12 protein-coding genes and 1 pseudogene are annotated in these 17659 nt (G+C 50.3%); 2 read left to right on the top strand and 11 right to left on the bottom strand.

The annotated features are described in order from the left end of the window. The first annotated feature begins 136 nt into the window (after positions 1-136). Positions 137-925, top strand: a complete 789-nt coding sequence (locus MKY59_RS13065) for an MBL fold metallo-hydrolase (RefSeq protein ID WP_339277938.1) — start codon at positions 137-139, stop codon at positions 923-925. A 482-nt stretch (positions 926-1407) separates the two neighbouring features. Here the strand turns inward: MKY59_RS13065 and MKY59_RS13060 are convergent, their stop codons facing one another. The 8 genes from MKY59_RS13060 to MKY59_RS13025 all read right to left on the bottom strand — a co-directional run bounded on the left by MKY59_RS13060 (position 1408) and on the right by MKY59_RS13025 (position 11506). After that, on the bottom strand, positions 1408-2805 hold the full coding sequence (locus MKY59_RS13060) for a family 43 glycosylhydrolase (RefSeq protein WP_339278384.1): 1398 nt from the start codon (positions 2803-2805) through the stop codon (positions 1408-1410). A 39-nt stretch (positions 2806-2844) separates the two neighbouring features. Then, positions 2845-4566 carry a sugar-binding domain-containing protein gene (locus MKY59_RS13055; protein WP_339278383.1) on the bottom strand — a complete coding sequence of 574 codons (1722 nt, stop codon included), beginning with the start codon at positions 4564-4566 and terminating at the stop codon, positions 2845-2847. Positions 4567-4645: 79 nt separating this feature from the next. Beyond that, entirely contained in the window at positions 4646-5548 is a 903-nt protein-coding gene (locus MKY59_RS13050; RefSeq protein WP_236416862.1) for a carbohydrate ABC transporter permease, read from the bottom strand. Positions 5549-5571: 23 nt separating this feature from the next. Next, positions 5572-6543: an ABC transporter permease subunit gene (locus MKY59_RS13045; protein WP_339277937.1), complete on the bottom strand. Its 972-nt coding sequence runs from the start codon at positions 6541-6543 to the stop codon at positions 5572-5574. Positions 6544-6597: 54 nt separating this feature from the next. Beyond that, entirely contained in the window at positions 6598-8325 is a 1728-nt protein-coding gene (locus MKY59_RS13040) for an extracellular solute-binding protein (protein WP_339277936.1), read from the bottom strand. Between the two features lie 220 nt (positions 8326-8545). Next, positions 8546-9529, bottom strand: a complete 984-nt coding sequence (locus MKY59_RS13035) for a glycoside hydrolase family 43 protein (RefSeq protein WP_339277935.1) — start codon at positions 9527-9529, stop codon at positions 8546-8548. Between the two features lie 175 nt (positions 9530-9704). Continuing rightward, positions 9705-10544, bottom strand: a complete 840-nt coding sequence (locus MKY59_RS13030) for an AraC family transcriptional regulator (RefSeq protein WP_236416853.1) — start codon at positions 10542-10544, stop codon at positions 9705-9707. A gap of 35 nt (positions 10545-10579) precedes the next feature. Continuing rightward, the gene (locus MKY59_RS13025; RefSeq protein ID WP_236416851.1) at positions 10580-11506 is read right to left on the bottom strand and encodes a helix-turn-helix domain-containing protein; all 927 of its coding nucleotides are present in this window, start codon (positions 11504-11506) and stop codon (positions 10580-10582) included. Between the two features lie 208 nt (positions 11507-11714). On the opposite strand from MKY59_RS13025, the gene MKY59_RS13020 reads away from it, so the two are divergent. Further along, positions 11715-12584 carry an AraC family transcriptional regulator gene (locus tag MKY59_RS13020; protein ID WP_339277934.1) on the top strand — a complete coding sequence of 290 codons (870 nt, stop codon included), beginning with the start codon at positions 11715-11717 and terminating at the stop codon, positions 12582-12584. Positions 12585-12653: 69 nt separating this feature from the next. Here the strand turns inward: MKY59_RS13020 and MKY59_RS13015 are convergent, their stop codons facing one another. The 3 genes and pseudogenes from MKY59_RS13015 to MKY59_RS13005 form a co-directional block, all read right to left on the bottom strand. Further along, complete coding sequence (locus tag MKY59_RS13015; protein ID WP_236416847.1) at positions 12654-13325, bottom strand: hypothetical protein; 672 nt, start codon at positions 13323-13325, stop codon at positions 12654-12656. A 351-nt stretch (positions 13326-13676) separates the two neighbouring features. Further along, a pseudogene (locus tag MKY59_RS13010) lies at positions 13677-14778 on the bottom strand (class I tRNA ligase family protein); the annotation flags it as partial. A gap of 560 nt (positions 14779-15338) precedes the next feature. Continuing rightward, complete coding sequence (locus tag MKY59_RS13005) at positions 15339-17582, bottom strand: hypothetical protein (RefSeq protein WP_339277933.1); 2244 nt, start codon at positions 17580-17582, stop codon at positions 15339-15341. Positions 17583-17659: the final 77 nt, after the last annotated feature.

The following is a 17659-nucleotide window of genomic DNA, read 5'->3' as shown; positions in this document are numbered from 1 at the left end:
AAGTGCAGCACCCTCTTCCGATCGCTTTTCTTTCATAAATCAAGCCAAAGCAGGTAATGACTTGATTTTATCTATGTAAACGGCCGCTGTCCATCCTGTACACTGAAGGCATCTTGAAATAAAGGAGCGCTTACCCATGAAAATAACGCAAATCCGTAATGCAACCATCATTATCCAATATGCCGGAAAAACATTTTTGGTCGATCCTTTTCTTGCTGACCAAGGTGCATATCCCCCGTTTCCCAACTCGGTCAGACAGGATCAGATGAATCCGCTCGTAGGTTTGCCGCTGCCGATCGAACAAATTGTCGACGTGGACGCCGTCATTGTGACGCACCTTCATTTGGATCATTATGATGAGGCAGCCATACAACGGCTTCCCCAAGGAATCAAGATGTTTGTGCAAAACGAAGCAGATGCAGCCAAAGTGGCTGAGGACGGTTTTGAACATACGGAAGTGCTGAAGCAGGATACCACTTTCGGGGACATTCAGCTCGTGAAAACCAAAGGTGAGCATGGCCGGGGCGAAATCTTGAATCTGGCCGGAGTTGTCTGCGGCGTAGTGTTCAAACATCCGGATGAACCCACGCTCTATGTCGCCGGAGACACCGTTTGGTACGAAGAAGTGGGACAAACCATTCGGACGCACCGTCCTGACGTGATCGTGGTTAACGGCGGCGACAACCAGTTTCTGCAAGGCGGCTCTCTTGTGATGGGCAAAGACGACATCCTGGAAGTACACAAAGCAGCGCCGGAAGCAACGATCGTGTCGGTGCATATGGAGGCCGTAAACCATTGGACGCTGTCGAGAGCCGAGCTGAAAGCATTCGTGCAGGAGAAAAACATCGCCTCACAGGTACTCGTACCGAATGACGGGGAGTCGTACACGTTTGAGCGAGCAGTGATGAACTGCGAGCAGGCTTGATCTTTGGAGGCTGCAACTTTGCTTGGAAAAGCAGCTTCGCTGCATAAAAGGAGCGACTCTCGCCAGCAGGCAAATGTGCTGGATGAGGTCGCTCCTTTTCCAGGACGTTCGGCTGAGCGCAAACAAACCTCATACGTCTTATCCGAGCGTTTTCCGCCACTTTGTGTGCCTAACGAACTTCAGTCACCTTATTCCGCCTCATCCGTGCAGTTTCTGCGCTTTTGCGGGCCGATAACGTGCCTCAGGTTCGTTACATTTTTTCACACCCGAACATTGGCCTAATAAGGTGGCTCAGGTTCGCTAGAATCTGGCGCAACTATCGCCTACAATCCAAGCGCCGTACACACCCTCATTCAAAAAAGGGGTGCCCCGCTGCGCTTTACGCTAACGGGGCACCTATATTCATTTCATGACCTGCGTTGGGAGCACTCCTCATCTTCCTCCGCACGCAAACAACTCTCCCAAACAGACCATCATATCTCTCAATTGGCAGGCTTGATATCAAAGCAGTCGATCTCGCCGTACCCGTCTCCTTTGGTGAATTTGATTTTGTTCGCACCTGCATTGAGCTGGATTCTGGCCGTGGACAGCCCCCAGTTTTCCCAGCCCTTGTTCGTGATATGGAACGCATTTGCGGTGCCGGCATTTACGCTTAACCGCAGGTTGGACCAGTTTCCGCCCTCCGTGCCATTGGCTGTTCTCGCCAGCAGGATGTATTCGCCTGCAGTCGGCACGTTGACGTCATATTCCACATAACTGTCGGCAGTATCGATATGTCCTGCCTTCCAGCCTCCCGAACCGTTGGGACTTTGCGAAGCGTAGGCCGCACCTCCGAAAGTTCCCTCTTCGCCTTCGTACCGGACAACCGCTGTTTCACCCGAAGGCAAAGCGATCGGTTGATTGGGATTGGCCGGGGCTCCCAGATTCGGCGTATGGTCCGCATTCCACGTGAACTTTTGCATCCGAATTTCCCGATTCCAGCCGCTGTTGTTGAATTTGGCCGTGTGATACACGATCCAGTCCTCCGTACCGTCGGGAGACTTCGTGAACGAATGATGGCCAGGGCCATATAAGCCGTTGCCTGATCGGAAAATCGGCTGGCTTCGTTTCTGCCAGGACGCCGGATTCAGCAAATCGCTGGATGTGCTGGCCGTGATCAGCCCGAGGCAATAATCGTTGGTCCAGCTGCCGCTGGCCGAATACACCAGACTGATCGTGCCGTTGCGGATGATGACCTGGGGGCCCTCATTCACGTTGGGGGAATGGTTCGTTTCCCAAGCGTACGTAGGCCGCGCGATTTCCACCCGATTGGAGTCGATGGTCCATGGATTGCTCATATGCGCGATATACAGATTCTGCCGCACATTCGTGTCGCCTTCCCAGCCTGACCAGATAAAATACAGCTGCCCGCCTGTTTGCAGCACCGTGCCGTCGATGGCCCATTTGTTCGTCGGGTCGGTGATCTGCCCTTTATACTGCCAAGTGCCTTGCGTCGGGTCAGGGGACGTATTTTCCATGACATACATCCGATGGTTCACGTTATCCCCATCATCTTTGGCATAATAGATGTACCAAGCCCCGTTAATGTAATGCAGCTCAGGAGCCCATATGCCGCAGCATCCGGTGTTTACCACCGTGGTAGGCGCCGCGTCGATCGTCGTCAGCTGCTTGGATTTCCAGATCGTGACGTTGCCGCCCGTCGTTTTCGTAAAGTAATAATATCCGTCCGTGTGTTTGTAAACCCAAGGGTCCGCCCCATCCTGCATGACGACATTATAGAAGTTGTTCTGCGTGCTGGCGGCATAAGAAGCACCGTCCATAGGGAATACCAGCAGGGCACATAGGGCGAGCAGCAGTGTTTTTCCATGCCTGACCTTCATCATCCATCACGCTTCCTTCCGAAATTGGACTTGAACGGCTTATCTCCGGCCTTCCATGATGCGGCGGATCGCTTCCAGCGGAGCCTTGGGCTGTCTGTCGTACGTCAGCAGTCCATTGATCTCCTGTTCGACGTCGGTCAATTGCGTATAACAATACCCTTGCACGACCGGAGAATCGAACATCGGCCGCACGACGGCCTCCAGCTTTTGCAGAAATTCCTCTTCGTTCTCGGCACCGGAGTAGCCCCAGCCCTCCCACTCGCTTTTTTTGAACGCAATGCCCCCGAATTCCGACACCAGGATCGGTTGACCCTCGTAAGCCGCTCCGCCAACGAACAGCCTGCGATTGGACGGCATCGAACCGGTGACGGACTCAACGCTCGCATAACGCGCCTCCAGCACCTCTTGGCGGCTCTCGTAATCATGGATCGTCAGCAGATCGGTCGTCATGTGCTCCCAGCCATCGTTATATACGACCGGTCTGCTGCCGTCGAGCGATTTGGTCAGATGCACCATCGCTAATCCATGCTGCTGCTGGCGCTCATCGACCTGCACGTTCGGAACCCCCCAGCTTTCGTTCAACGGTACCCAGGTCACGATGCAAGGGTGATTGTAATCTCGCTCGATGATCTCCTGCCACTCCCTCGTGAAACGTCGAACGTACGATTCGGAATAGGCGTAGGCGTTCGCCGCCTCGCTCCAGACCAGCAATCCCATCCGGTCGCACCAGTACAGAAACCGGGGGTCTTCCGTTTTCTGGTGTTTGCGCACGCCGTTGAAGCCCAGCGCTTTGGCCAGCTCAATATCCTTTTGAATGGCCTCGTCGGAAGGAGGAGTCAGCACGCCATCGGGGAAATATCCCTGGTCCAGCACCAGCCGCTGAAAGTAAGGATGATTGTTCAGGCACAGCTTGCCGCCTTCGATCGATACTTTGCGCATGCCGAAATAGCTGACGACTTCATCAAGGGATTCTTCTCCACGCAGCAAACGCAGGTGAATGTCATACAAATGCGGATGTTCCGGACTCCACAAACGCCCCATGCCATGTTCGAAAAAGTCATTCAAACCGATGGTCCGCATCGCCTCATTCTGTCTGATCCCGTACCGGTCTTCTGCTACAAGCTTTCCTTGATATGTGACCGACACTTCAAGCGTCAGCTCTTCGGATGAACGGAGACCTTCCAGGAAAGCGCGCACCCGGATTTCGTTCCGATCGATGTCAGGGGTGAGCCTGATCCTGGATAAATGCACGCGGGAGACCGGTTCAAGCCACACGCTTTGCCAAATTCCCGTCGTACGGGTGTAGAAAATGCTCGCCGATTGCTCCTTCCAATACTGCTTGCCCCGCGGCAGCGAAACATCGCGACTGAAATCCTCGGCGCGCACGACAACCCAATTGTCGTTGTCCGCCAGCGCGGAAGTAATGTCTGCCTGAAACGGGGTATGACCTCCTTCATGCGTCGCGACAAGGTTACCGTTCACCCACACTTTGGCCGAATAATCCACTGCACCAAAATGGAGCACGATCCGTTTGCCCTTCCAGTCGGCCGGGACTTCGAAGCTTCGGCGATACCATACGATGTCATGGAACGAAGGATCACCGATGCCGCTAAGCGGGCTTTGGAAGGCAAACGGGACCTGAATTTTACGCGAAAATGCCGTTAACCGTTCGGTACTGTACCATTTCTCTTCCTCGCCGATGCAAGCATCGTCGAACTGAAATTCCCATTCGCCATTCAAGCAGCTCCATGCCTTGCGCATAAACTGCGGTCTCGGATAATCCGCACGCGCGATCGATGCTGCGGTTGCCTTTTCAGTTGTCATGGTTAACCAATCTCCTTCAGCCTTTGATCGAACCGACGTATACCCCTTTGACGAAATATTTCTGCAGGAAAGGATATACCATCAGAATCGGTATGGTGGATACAACGATGGTGCAATATTTGACCAGTTCCCGGTAAGCGGTCGAGCTTCCGGCACTGTCGATGACGACGCCGCCCGCGCTGCCCATCGTCGTTGCCGACGAATCGTTGGCGACCAGAATCTCCTTCATCAGCAGCTGCAGCGGGAATTTGTCCCGATCCTGCAAAAGCACCATCGCGTTGAACCAGGAATTCCAGTTCCCCACGAGGTAATACAGGAAAATGACCGCCAGCGTCGCTTTCGACAACGGCAAAATGACATAAAATAGGATGCGGGCCTGGCTTGCGCCGTCAATGGTCGCGGACTCCTCCAACTCGGCGGGAATCGCCTGAAAGCCGGTCCGCAGGATGATGATGTTCCAGGTACTCAGCGCGGTCGGAAGAACCATGGCCCACAAGTTGTTGAACAGGCCGATGTCCTTCATGAGCAGAAACCAGGGGATCAGCCCTCCCCCGAAAAACATCGTAATCGTGATCACGATCATGATGGCGTTTTTGAAATAAAGGTCCCGCCGAGAGAGCACAAACGCGCCCATGATCGTCATGACCATGTTGATCAAGGTACCCAGTCCGACGTAAATGATTGTGTTCTTGTACCCCACCAGCAGGCTGTTATCCTTGAAAATCAGCTTATATCCGTCCAGCGTGAAGCCGAGCGGTTTCAGCAGCAGCCCTTTGTGGGCAACCAGCCTGGCCGGATCGCTGAAGGACGCAAACACGATATGCAAAATCGGATACAGGCACGCCAGGGTCAGCACAGTCAACAGCGTGTAGTTAAACACGTCGAACATGCGGTTGCCCATCGATTTGCGTACGCTCATCCCCACACCTCCTTCTTGCCTTCCTACCATAAACTCACCTCGGAATAACGTCTGGCAAGCCGGTTCGTGACCCATAACAAGGCAAAATTGATCACCGAGCTTAACAGGCCGACGGCGGTGGAATAACTCAAGCTGGCTTCCCTCAGCCCGCGCCGATATACATATGACGCAATAACGTCAGCCGTATCGTAGGTCAGCGGATTGTACAAAAGAATGATCTTTTCGTATCCGGAAGCCATCAAGCCGCCGATCGCAAAAATGAACAGGATGACGATGACCGGGCTGATCTGCGGCAGCGTAATATGCCACATCTTCTTGATCCTGCCCACGCCGTCGATCTCCGCAGCTTCGTACAACGCGGGATCGATGGAGCTCATCGCCGCCAAATAGATGATGCTTTCCCACCCGATGCTCTGCCAAATGCCCGAGAAGGTGTAGATCGGCCTGAACAGGGACGAGTATCCGAGCAGCGAGCTGTACTCCTTGCCGGTTATGAATTCGAGCAGTTGGGTCAGGATGCCCCCGTCGGCCGTAAAAATGTGGATCATGCCGCAGACGACCACGAGCGAAATGAAGTGGGGCATGTACGTGATCGTCTGCACTATTTTTTTGAACCGGCCGTCGCGGGCTTCGTTCAGCATCAACGCAAGAATGATGGGAGCCGTGAAACCAAACACGATGCCCCAAACATTGAGCAGCAGCGTATTTTTGACGACCCGCCAAAAGTACGGGCCTTCGAAAAAATCGATAAAATGTTTGAACCCCACCCACTGGCTGCCATCAAAGCCAAGGAGCGGTTTATAGTCCTTGAATGCGATCAGCACACCCCACATCGGCCCGTAGCAGAACACGAGAAACCAGGCAATGACCGGAATGGCGAGAAGGTAGGCGAACCAGTTCTTCCTGAAGTCTTTCTTGATCATGTTCCGTTTGCTTCCGCGCGGCGAAGCGGTCGCCAGGCCGCCCACGTTTTTGTTTTTACGTATCGTCAGCATGGAATAAACACCTCTTTTCCGGCTTCTCCGCTTCCCTTCAGCATGTCTTTCACCCTACCTTTGGTTATAGCGGTCCAGCGCAGCCTGGTGCAGACTCAGAAATTCATCCAGCCCCATCTTCTGCGCCTCGCTCAGGAACTTGTCGTACGCATCCACCGGAAGCTCGCCCATGATGATTTTGGCAAAATATTCACTGCGAAGCGTCGCAAGCTGGTTCCCCAGTTCGGCTTCCCGGGAGGCTTCTTCCTGCGTGAACGTGATCGGCGGCATGGCCATGCTCGTATCCATGTTCTCGGTCCATTCCTTCCGGATCTCCCCCGAATAACTGCCTTTTGCAACGATTAGCGGATTGGAATGATGCTCGTCGCGAATAGACGGCCAAGAATGCATGCGGTATTTGAGCAACGTTGTGGCTACAGGCTGACCATCGGGATCGTTGTAAATATAGCTGTCCTCCGGAAAATAGGGTTTGCCATTCTCGTCGATCAAGTGCACGGTCCCGTATTCGCCATAGTTCACGATTTCCCAGCCCTTTTTGCTGTAGTTAAAATCCAGCCACGCCATCGCTGCTTCCACGTCTTTGCATTGGGTCGTAATCGCTGCAGCCCGACCGGTACGCATGAAGTTTTTGTACGTTGTAGCAGACTTGTCGCCTTCGTTCAAGACCGGGTTCAGGGCACCGACAAAATCAATGTCGTTTTGCTGCTTCCAATAACTCCACATCGTATCCGGCGAATCCATCATGACAGACGTTTTGTCCGATATCGCGCTCGCCATGCGCTGGTTGAAATCCGCCGTCGCCCAATCGCGGTTGAGCAAGCCTTCCTTGTTCCATTGCTGCATGGTGGCCAAGTACTCCTTTGCCTTCGGCTGGGCAGGCCCCCACGCTACTTTTCCGTTATTGTCGAGGAACGTCCAGTCCCAAACGCCGTAGGCGCCATTGATAATGCCAGTAAAAATTTGGCCGTAAGATGAGCCGTAATTCAGCGGTTCGGCATAACCGACTTCTTTGCTTTTTTGCAAAAACGTATGCCATTCCTCAATGGTCGCCGGTACGTCCAGCCCCGTCTTTTCAAGGGCTTCCTTTTTGATCAACGTGCCGAACCAGGTCCATTCCGAATACGGTGCGATGCCATAGAAACCAAGCAGTTTGCCGTCGTCCGTCACCGTCGTTTTCCTGCGCATTTCGTCCGAATTGCGCCATGCGGAGTAGTTGGGCGCGTTGGTTTCCATCAGATCGGTCAGATCCATGTACGCGCCGTCGTTCAGACCCGCTTCCAGGCCTCCCGGATAACGCTCGGGGTTGATGATGATATCCGGCAGTTCGCCCGACGAGATCATGAGCGTGAACGCATCCGCTTCCTGTCCGACGGGAGGTGTAATAAAGTTGACCTTGATGCCGGTCAGCTTTTCGATCTGCTTTTGGACCTTATGATTGTTCATATCAGGGATGTTCGGGTCGGCAGGCAGCCAAACATCCAGCGTAACATCTTTGGAATACGGGTAAGCGGAATAGTCGTTCGGTATTTTTTGATCAAACAGGTCCCCCAAGTACGTATCGTTTAACGTTGTATTGACCTCATCGATCTGCGCTTGGGAAGGAGCTGTATTCCCCCGGATCGTTGAGCTAATATCGGTAAAAGCCACTTCCTTCCGCTCTATGGAATTTCCCTTTTCCGGAGCTGGCGTCTGCCCGGCATCTGTGCTGCTGCAGGCGGCGATGGACAGCACCAGCGCAGGCAGCAAGGTAAGCGTGATCAAACGTTTTGACCATTTCGTCATGCGAATCCCCCCGAATCGATTTGTGGGAAGCCCTTTCGAACAACGTTTTTTTATTATTGTTTTTTTGTAATCCACACCCGTCAAACGTACAAAACATAAAAATGATACCGTTTTCATCTTTCTTTTTTGAAACATATGTTAAAAAAATGCTTCTCCTTAGGGTGTTCTGGAGAAACTCCGGTTTACTTCCATTGTTTTTGAAACAAATGCCGCATAGCGACTACCTTCCCTCTCGCTCACCGTGATCACCGGATGGAAAAGAAAGCTCTTGCTCATCGCCAAGTGGCACGCCAAAGCATGGAGTTCCGTCTTCGTTCCATTCGAAACGCTGAATGCGTGTTGCCCGCAGTGCCGTATCCGCTCCCGGAGCGGGGAGCGCATGGTAAACGATCCAATCCTCCGTGTCATCGGGTGACTTGGTAAAACTGTTGTGTCCGGTCGCGTACACGGCGTGTTCCGGATTTTTTTTGAATACAGGTTTGTCCGACTTGCTCCAGGAACTAGGAATCATCGGATCGTCCTGCTCGTTCATCGTCAGCATGCCCAGAGAATAATCTTCGGACCAAGTCGTACTTGCGGAATATACGAGGAATACACGTCCGTTTCTGTGCAGCAGCACCGGACCTTCATTGATCGCCATGCCGCCCTGCTTCTCCCAGTCCATGGTCGGAGCCGTGAGCAGCACATGATCGCCAGCGACCTTGATAGGACTGGACATACGCATAATGTAGATGGCCGAACCGTAATCGGGAAAGTGACCATACCCGGCATAAAGAAAATACAGTTCTCCTCTTAGCGTAAACACCGTTCCGTCCAATCCGGGAACAGGAGTGTCCAGTGCCCCTTTCCACGTCCATTCCCCTTCAAGAGGGTTGGCGCGTTCGTTCTCCAGCACGCAAATTCGGCGAGTCTCATCGCCACCCCCATCATTGGCGGTAAAATAGACGTACCATTTCCCCGCTGCATGATGGATCTCCGGCGCCCACAAGTTGCGGCTATAGGCACCGCCCGGCTCTGGGTTCCAAATGACCTTCCTTTTGCCTTCTCCGATGCGGGCCAAAGATGCCGATTGCACCAGTTCCAACCGATCCGACCGCGTGTGCATGAAATAGTACTGACCGTCCGTATGCTTCATCACCCATGGATCGGCTGCCTGCGCAACGACTGGATTGCGGAAGACGTTTTTCTCGTTGATCAAATTCATGTGCCCTCCCCTTTGTTATGTGTAATATCGCGATTCTTCTCTCATTATCTGGCAAACCTGTTTCATAAACAATTATGAAAACGCTTCATTTGAAGCTCAAAAAAAGAACACCTTTGATCGGTTTCGTCGGTCGAAAAAAACCGCCCCAAGGGCGGTTTTCGATCAAATCGCTATATTATTGCTGATTGGTCCGCCATTCCAGCGGCGTTGCGCCTACCGATTTCACAAACGAATCATAGAAACGGCTCGATGAAGTAAATCCGACCTCGGCGGCAATCGTCTCAATGGCTTTGCTCGACTGCCTCAGCAGCCGTTTCGCCTCTTTGATCCGCAAGTTGATGATGTACTGTTTGGGCGAGACCCCGACGGCCTCCACGAATTTTTTGCGCAAATGGCTTTCGGACATAAAATGTTTGGCGGCAAGATCCCCTACGGTTAAGGAGGTGAAATACTTCATGTGGATCTCCTTCAAAATGTCCTGAATGACCCTCTGCTCCGAACGGCCTGCCTCACTGGACTGCTCACGGACAAGATTGCGCCGAAACAATTGCAGCACCGTCTCCAATGCAAGCTGTTTCAGATGCAGCCCATCCATGTCCCGATCGTCCGACAAGCATTCTTTTTCCAACCGGGCCAGACTGAAATTGGCCCACTGCAGATCATCCTGCGTCAGATGGGCGTGATGAATGCGCTCTCCTTCCTGGTCCGACCGGTGAAAGGGATAGCGGCTCTGCACAGGTAAAATGTCCATGCGGTAATGCACGGATATGCCCTGCCAAGGCGTAGTGCATACAAAACCATGGTGAAGCCCCGGCGGGATCACGATCATATCCCCGGCAGCGACTTTAATATTTTGTTGGGGGGAACTGTAATACCCTTCACCTTCGAGCACAAGAGTCAGTTCATCGTACCCGTGCGAGTGGGACATAAAGAAACCTTCGCCCTGCTCCAGCTGATACGTATGCGGTTTAAAGCGTTCGATACTGACAATGAATGGCATATTTGCGTTTTCCATGTTTTTGCAACCTCATTCCCGTCCGTCTCCTGTCTTCAGGGTTTTGTCGAATACATCACGCTCATCCGAATGTGCTGCGCATGGTCCCCGAACCCGCTGCCAAAAAGGTTCATGCCCCCTTGGTGCACCGCATTGGGGTCGATGCCGATGCGCAGGCGAAGCTTGGGGCTTTCCAGCACCCTCAGATGATGCAGGTTCACGCTGGAAATCCGCTCATGATCCAGGCTGGTATGGCTCTCGTTAACCTGCCAAACCTTAAGATGTCCGTATTGCGTCAACGTGTTGTTCCACCACGCGGGATTCAGCTTGCCGCGGCGATCGCCGAAATCCCCGGGGCTGGTCCATGTTCCGATGACTACGCCGTTGATCCACACGGAGATGTCCGACGGCCAAACATTGTTGTAATTGGGCACCTCCGAACACATTTCCATGGAAAGTTCCAACGAAAGGATCCTGGCCTCCGCAGGAATGTCGACCGGAAGCAGGTATTCCACATACCCTCTCTGCAACCAGATCAGTTGTGCATCGATATGAAGGGGATGGTAAAAGCTGGCCGGATCATCATCCTTCAGAATGATGCCTTCCGCACTGGCCATGCCGCAAGAAGGCGTCACTTCGCAGTCGCTGTAGTGCCCGATCGGCATCTGCACTTCATAGCTCGCCACTTCGGCGGTTCGCCCCGTCCGTCTCAGTTCCATGTGTACGGCGTCGCAGACGCGGCTGCACAGCTTCATCGCCCCGCGGGTCGCCGGCAGCATTTCCGTATGGATCAATTGGGCCGCCTCAAGCACCTTCACATGGTTAGCCACCGTTGAGATGGGAAGATCCAGCGCCTCCGCGATTTCGATGACATTCAGTCTGCCGAACTGCAACAGCTGGAGAATATCGATGCGCGAACGGGCCGATAGGGCATGGGCAACGCCGGCCAATCGTTCAGGGTCGTCAAAGCTGAGTTCCAGCACGTGTCCGCTCTCCTTTAACCATTGAAATTACAAATATTTTACTGAAAACGGCGGAGAAGCACAATGTAAGCGCATAAAAAAAGAGTACTACTCCCTTTATATTCATTGGACATCCCAGGTGATTAGAATTGCGAATTGCCTTATAGCAATGGAACGCTTGTGATATACTTAGCACAATAAATTAAAGTGCGTGATGAAGGGAGTCAGTATGAACCATCATAGGATAATAGAACAAGCATTGATTCATATCGAGGAAAATGTAGAACAACCTTTATCCGTGGCATCCGTTGCCCTTAATTTCAATATGTCTAAGTATTATTTTCATAGGCTTTTCTCTGCCATGATGGGCTGTTCATTAAATCAGTACATTCTATCTAGAAAATTAAATGCCACTTTATCACTTATTTATGAAAACAACTTATCTTTAACCAACATTGCATATCAATTCGCTTTTGGTACGCAAGCCTCATTCACCCGGGCCTTCAAACAACATTACGGCGTAGCTCCAAGTTCGCTAAGAGCAGGGTTCAAAAAAATCGATCCGACTCCAATACCTGCAGTGGTCAAAAGACCATTTAAAAATATAAATGGGGATATCGTCACGGATTTCACGCTGACAGAGTTCAAAGAGACCCGAATAAGCGGGATTGCCTTTGAAGTAGACCTGGCTGATGATGATTACAAAAAGAAGATCCACTCCCATTCAAGATTGTTGTTGAACCACATTGATGACCATATAAATGGTTCCTGTTTTGTCATTTATTCAAACTGTCAACCAAACTCAACACGGTTCAAAGTTCTGTTCGGAATCCCAAGTGATGTTCAAATTCATAAACCCTTTTATTTCACGGTTGATGTACCGACTATTTTTTGTGCGAGGTTTAACTATTGTGGTGACCTGCTAGACATTGGAGAAGTCCTCAAAACCGACTATGCAAGATTCTTAAAGATTTCCAGGCAAGAGTCTAATCAATCCGATATTGAACTGATTCAAGTCTTTGAAGATGTTCACAATTTGAATTCAACCTACCATATTTATGCACCTATCAAAAAACTCCCTGACGATATGGAAATTTAATACTGCACCGAGGAACCAACCGTCAGAGGAGCTATTCATTTCATCCCATTTGGTAATATCAAAAAACCTCTAAACCGACGCTTGCTTACGTTCCGACCAAATAACATATCCAATCCATATGAGCGCTAATCCCATAGGTATTGCCAATGCCCGATCAAGTGGATGGGGAATAATTGCAGCAGCTACGGTCACTACAGCAGCGAAGGCCAGCAGAATGGCTGCTGGGCGAGGAAAGACCCTGGCCCTTAATGTGGCGATGCCCAGCAGCAAACCTCCTAACATATACAACAATCCCGCGAGCGGCGCTAATATTGGGAAGATACCCAGATTAACTTCGCTAACTGTTCCTCCAAAGAGTCCAACCATTCCTCCCACAAACTTTTCAGCATCACTCGTCAGCAACGGCAAAACGAATGCTTCAATGAAACTAAAAATTATGGAGATGAACCAGAACAAATTGAACATAAGGAACCCGATCAAGCCAAGCCATCCCGATTCTTTCGCTTGCCTTATATAGAATGCCGTAATACCGATCAGTGTAAAGAGCGACATCGCCATAGTCAAACATGCAACCACCTGCCAAGAGTTCGTGTTCACAGAGGAAATATGATCTATCGGGTGGATCAATTGAATGACAATGTATAGAATCCCTGCTATTATTGCCATAAATCCTGACCATTGATGTAGAAGATGTGCTGTTATCGTTGATTTATTCACCTTTGTATTGTGCTCTCTATTCACATTGATTCCTCCACTATTAGGTATTAATACTATTGTTGCTTATTGCTTGTTCCTTTCTCTCTATCACGCAAACATCCGATGAGTTATTCTGTGTTCAGCCCCTTTCTTATTGGATTTTGGTTTGTTTTAGTTTGTTGAATCTAACTTAACAAATATGTTCTGGACTTACTTTTCAGATCTTGCTGTATTCGTGAAGAGTTCGTAAGGCAGCTTACAATAAAAAAGCACCTCTCTCGAGATGCAGCACAACTCTACACTATATCATTACTTGTGATACGCTTCCCTCCGCGCTGTCTGTAACGGCAAGTTTTGAAGAGAGGCCATCCGATGGATGGCCCTTCCCTTTCCAGGCTACAGTGTTTGCTTCTCCAATAAACTCAGCTCTTCTTCAATCCGACTGACATCAATGCGCTCGAACAAAAGCTCCAACTTTTGAATTTGTAAGCCATCTGGAACAAAAGTTAACTGCCAGTTCGGTCTTTCAAGCGTTAGAAATGTTCTTATTTTCTCACACGAGAAGGAGATGAAAGGTTGAAGCAAATTGGCAAGATTGGCAATAATCTGTACACAAGAATGTAGTGTATGTTCACATGCCTCTCGATTCTCCCTGATTTGCACCCATGGTTTTTGCTCATCAAAATATTTGTTTCCTTGACGAACATAGGTGAAAATCAACTCGATCGCTTCTTTTAGACGACCTTCTTCAATTAGAATTCCAGAATCTCGATACATCTCTTCAGTTGCCCTTTTCCATCCCTCACTAAGCTCCCCTGAGGGAACGCATCCTCCAAAGGATTTGCCGATAAAGGCCAACGTTCGATTAACAAAATTTCCGAACGCGCCTAGCAACTCTCCATTGTGACTGTAAATGAATTCCCTCCACGAAAAATCAGTGTCACGCTTCTCTGGTCCATTTGCAATCAGAAAGTACCGAATGGAGTCCGGTTGGTACCTTTTTAGAATGTCCGGCACCCAGACTGCCCAGTTACGGTTTGTTGAAAACTTTTTCCCTTCTAGTGTCATGTACTCACATGAGATCATTCGATCCGGTAAATGTAGCCCTCCTACTCCCAAGAGCAGAGCGGGCCAAATTCTTTCCATCCCCGAGCCTTTTGTGCATATTTGGTCAATTCAGCTTGGAACCCAGACAGTGCAAGGTAAAAATGCTCTGTTGGTCGCTCGATCGGAGGATTTCCACAAAGTTTGCATGTCTTCTCAGACAAATCCGCCGGATCGAGCAATGTTGAACAAAAGTCGCATTGATCACCTCTGGCTCGATTACCACATACGGGGCAAGTCCCTTCAACATATCGATCTGGTAAAAATCGTTGATCGGTTTCACAATATGTCTGCAGAACGTTTTTTTATAAAGATGGCCATTTTCCAGAAGTCTCAAAAACAAATCTTGGACTACGCGATGATGAAATTGTTGATCGGTGCGCGTGTACAAATCATTCCCTCCCTCATTTTTTGACAAACAAAAAAACCCTCATCCCAAAGGGACGAGAGTTGTGCTCACGTGGTACCACCCAATTTTATTAAATGCCTCACGGCATTCACCTCTTCAGGTACGACGCTTTTCGCGTGTATACCCTTGGACATCATTTCCAAAGTCAAGGTTCTCAAAAAACCAATCCAATACATCAATTCAAATAGACCCTCAAAGTCACGATTAAATTCAGATAAATCATGGAGAAATACAGTCATTAATTGTTAGAGCCTTTCTCGTTCTTCCACACGAAACTAAAGTCAGAAGCGAATTCTCTGCCAGCATCGACACTTCTAACACTTTTCTTTCCCGCCTTGGAGGCTTCTACGATTCCACAATGCCCGGTTGATACGGTTCTCCGCACATAACCTTTACAACTATCCTGCCTGTTATATCTTAATGAAAAAGACAGCCGGTTAATTGGTCGGCTGTCCATATTATATATTCATAACCCGTTCTAATGGGGATGCACGGCAGCTTTGCGCTTCTACTTTCGACCCATGCTTATTTATGGCAGTTATCGATCAAGATGCATAGTTCACAATCATTGCTTCCTGTGAATTTGCGTCATATGCAATCCATATCTCATCTCCAACCTGTACCCCGTGCACCGGCTCAATCGATTGGCGGATCCGGTATAGTTTACCGCCCCGTTCAACGTCAATGCGTGCTACCGGGCGCTCCCCAACCGTATGCCCCTCATAAGTTACGGTACGAACGATGGCAGCACCTTGTTTGCCTTTCGACAAACGCAGTTCACGCTCGAAATCTTGTTCGCCCATCTGCATCGGGATACGAATGCCTGTCTGCACAGCATATCGTTCAGATACAAACAGGCTGTTGCTCTTGCGCAAACGGTCGTCACCCCTGGATACTAGCAGGTCCATAACCAGAAGCTGGCGCCCTTCGATTTCAAGATTCGCCTTCTCCACGCTAACGACTTCCGCTTCCAATGCCAATTGCGCTTCCTCTTCCCGACCCGTGCCGTCGTAGCTGCGAATACGGGCAACTCCATCGGAGACGATCAGGTTCGCACGCCGTCCGGTACGATATTCGAACCCTGGCGGTTGGATCACGGGAACCGGGTAATCTTCTTCCCTGGTGACAAAATGCAGCACCAGTGCTTGCCCACGCCTAAATGGCTCCCGGTATTCAATTCGATCTAACAAGGCATCGGGGATAGTTTGCGGCGGGTCGCTCTCCACGTTCACATCCTCTTCCGTTACAAACATGGCCTTGTTGTTTCGGGGATTGTAGCTGATCAGCACGTCATCTCCCTGCCTTGGTACGTTTACCAAGGAAATGACCTTCTTGATTTCGACCTGCTTGTGCTGTCCAGCTTCCACAAATTGCACAACAAATTTGACCTGCGGCAAGTTGTTCACATAGACGCCTGTCTCCTGCATACTTGCGATCGTCCCCGTAACCAGCCTGCCTTCCTTGAGATTGCGAGAGTGTTTCTGGCGAAGCAGTGGTCCGGCGATGGCAGGCACCAAAAACATAAGCGTTGGAATCAACAGCCAGGCCATCCAGTTGATGATGAGGGCGCCTCCCTCACGGACGTATGCCATAAAGGTGGAAAGCGAGATGCGCTGTGTCATTGCTGCCTCTCTCCAATTTACCAACGTATTCGAGTCGATCCAGCCTGCTTGACCGTTACTTATATTCATCCATCCTGCAGCGCTCTCCATGTCCGAGTAATACAGGCTGTCACTCCCCGACTCTTTGTAAAATTCGCTATCCGAGGAAGCAAAGTCTTTGTATGTAAGTCGACTTACAAGTGCCGAAGCGTCAGTGAAGCTGCCGTTTTTTTCGTTGTACACATAACCCGCAAGTTGTTCCTGCCCATTTTCTGTATCCGTGCCGGCGATCAAAACTTCTTCGTCATTCAATAATACAACCTTGGCACGATACAGCGGTTTTGGGGTTGGAACAAGTTCTCCCCACTCCTCAGACTGTGCATTATAGAATCGGGCTTGATTCCCTTTTGCACCATCGATACGGATTAAGCGAGAGACGTCGATTCCGAATGGTTTGGCAAATTGTAAACCAGCCTCGTCACGCGCGTCGAAGGTTCCTTGTTCTTCGGATTGAATCTTGACTTCAGGTCGTTCGTCTTCATCCAGAATGCCGCTAACCAACGCCGTTTGTCCATTTTGCAAATCGACTTCGAGCAATGGCACGCCCTGTTCGTTGTTCAAGCTGCTGCCCACAAAACTTGCCCGTATTGGATCGGAAGGCAGAAGATCGGTATTCAGCAATGCAAACTTCTTCATCCCGTTTTGAATTTCAGCCACATAATAGGCAGAACCTATCGTCTCCCCGGTGATCAGAATATGGCCTCTCCAAGCTGCCACATTCGAACTCAACGATCCGGGTACATGAAGCGTGCTTTGCGCGTGTTCCTTAACCTCTCCGCTATTCGAGACATGATTCAACTGCAAACCCGACCCATCACTATATGTAGGAATAATAATCCCCTGATCCTGATAAACGACTGCCGGGATGACGCCTTGCATCTCCGCCTGAACCATCACATCCTTAAGTATCGCTCCCGTTTGGGCATCAAAGACCCCCAGTCTCGCCCACGTAAAGTCCTGCGTTTTGGATAAAACGACCACTTCTTCCCCTTCATCCAAATAAAACATGCCCGCGATCGACGAATATGGATCCTCGTTTCCCTGCAAATCATCGGTGTAATCATTCCATACCATCACGCTTAATACGATGGCCGGAATGAAAAATACCAATAATGAAAGTTTCCTCAATCTCCTCTCCCCCAAGTGCCAAGCTAAAATAGCCCTTTTGCGTTAAGCTGAGTTCCAAGCCTCATCCCCAGCTTTCT

It is taken from the genome of Paenibacillus sp. FSL W8-0426 (assembly GCF_037969725.1).
Classification (GTDB): domain Bacteria; phylum Bacillota; class Bacilli; order Paenibacillales; family Paenibacillaceae; genus Paenibacillus; species Paenibacillus hubeiensis.
Note: the sequence above shows the minus strand (reverse complement) of the source record. Positions and strands in the feature narration are given on the sequence as shown.

Excerpts from the sequence above, each read along its gene's own strand:
- MKY59_RS13065 (WP_339277938.1), top strand. The coding sequence starts at position 137 with ATGAAAATAACGCAAATCCGTAATGCAACCATCATTATCCAATATGCC.
- MKY59_RS13060 (WP_339278384.1), bottom strand. The coding sequence starts at position 2,805 with ATGAAGGTCAGGCATGGAAAAACACTGCTGCTCGCCCTATGTGCCCTG.
- MKY59_RS13055 (WP_339278383.1), bottom strand. The coding sequence starts at position 4,566 with ATGCGCAAGGCATGGAGCTGCTTGAATGGCGAATGGGAATTTCAGTTC.
- MKY59_RS13050 (WP_236416862.1), bottom strand. The coding sequence starts at position 5,548 with ATGAGCGTACGCAAATCGATGGGCAACCGCATGTTCGACGTGTTTAAC.
- MKY59_RS13045 (WP_339277937.1), bottom strand. The coding sequence starts at position 6,543 with ATGCTGACGATACGTAAAAACAAAAACGTGGGCGGCCTGGCGACCGCT.
- MKY59_RS13040 (WP_339277936.1), bottom strand. The coding sequence starts at position 8,325 with ATGACGAAATGGTCAAAACGTTTGATCACGCTTACCTTGCTGCCTGCG.
- MKY59_RS13035 (WP_339277935.1), bottom strand. The coding sequence starts at position 9,529 with ATGAATTTGATCAACGAGAAAAACGTCTTCCGCAATCCAGTCGTTGCG.
- MKY59_RS13030 (WP_236416853.1), bottom strand. The coding sequence starts at position 10,544 with ATGGAAAACGCAAATATGCCATTCATTGTCAGTATCGAACGCTTTAAA.
- MKY59_RS13020 (WP_339277934.1), top strand. The coding sequence starts at position 11,715 with ATGAACCATCATAGGATAATAGAACAAGCATTGATTCATATCGAGGAA.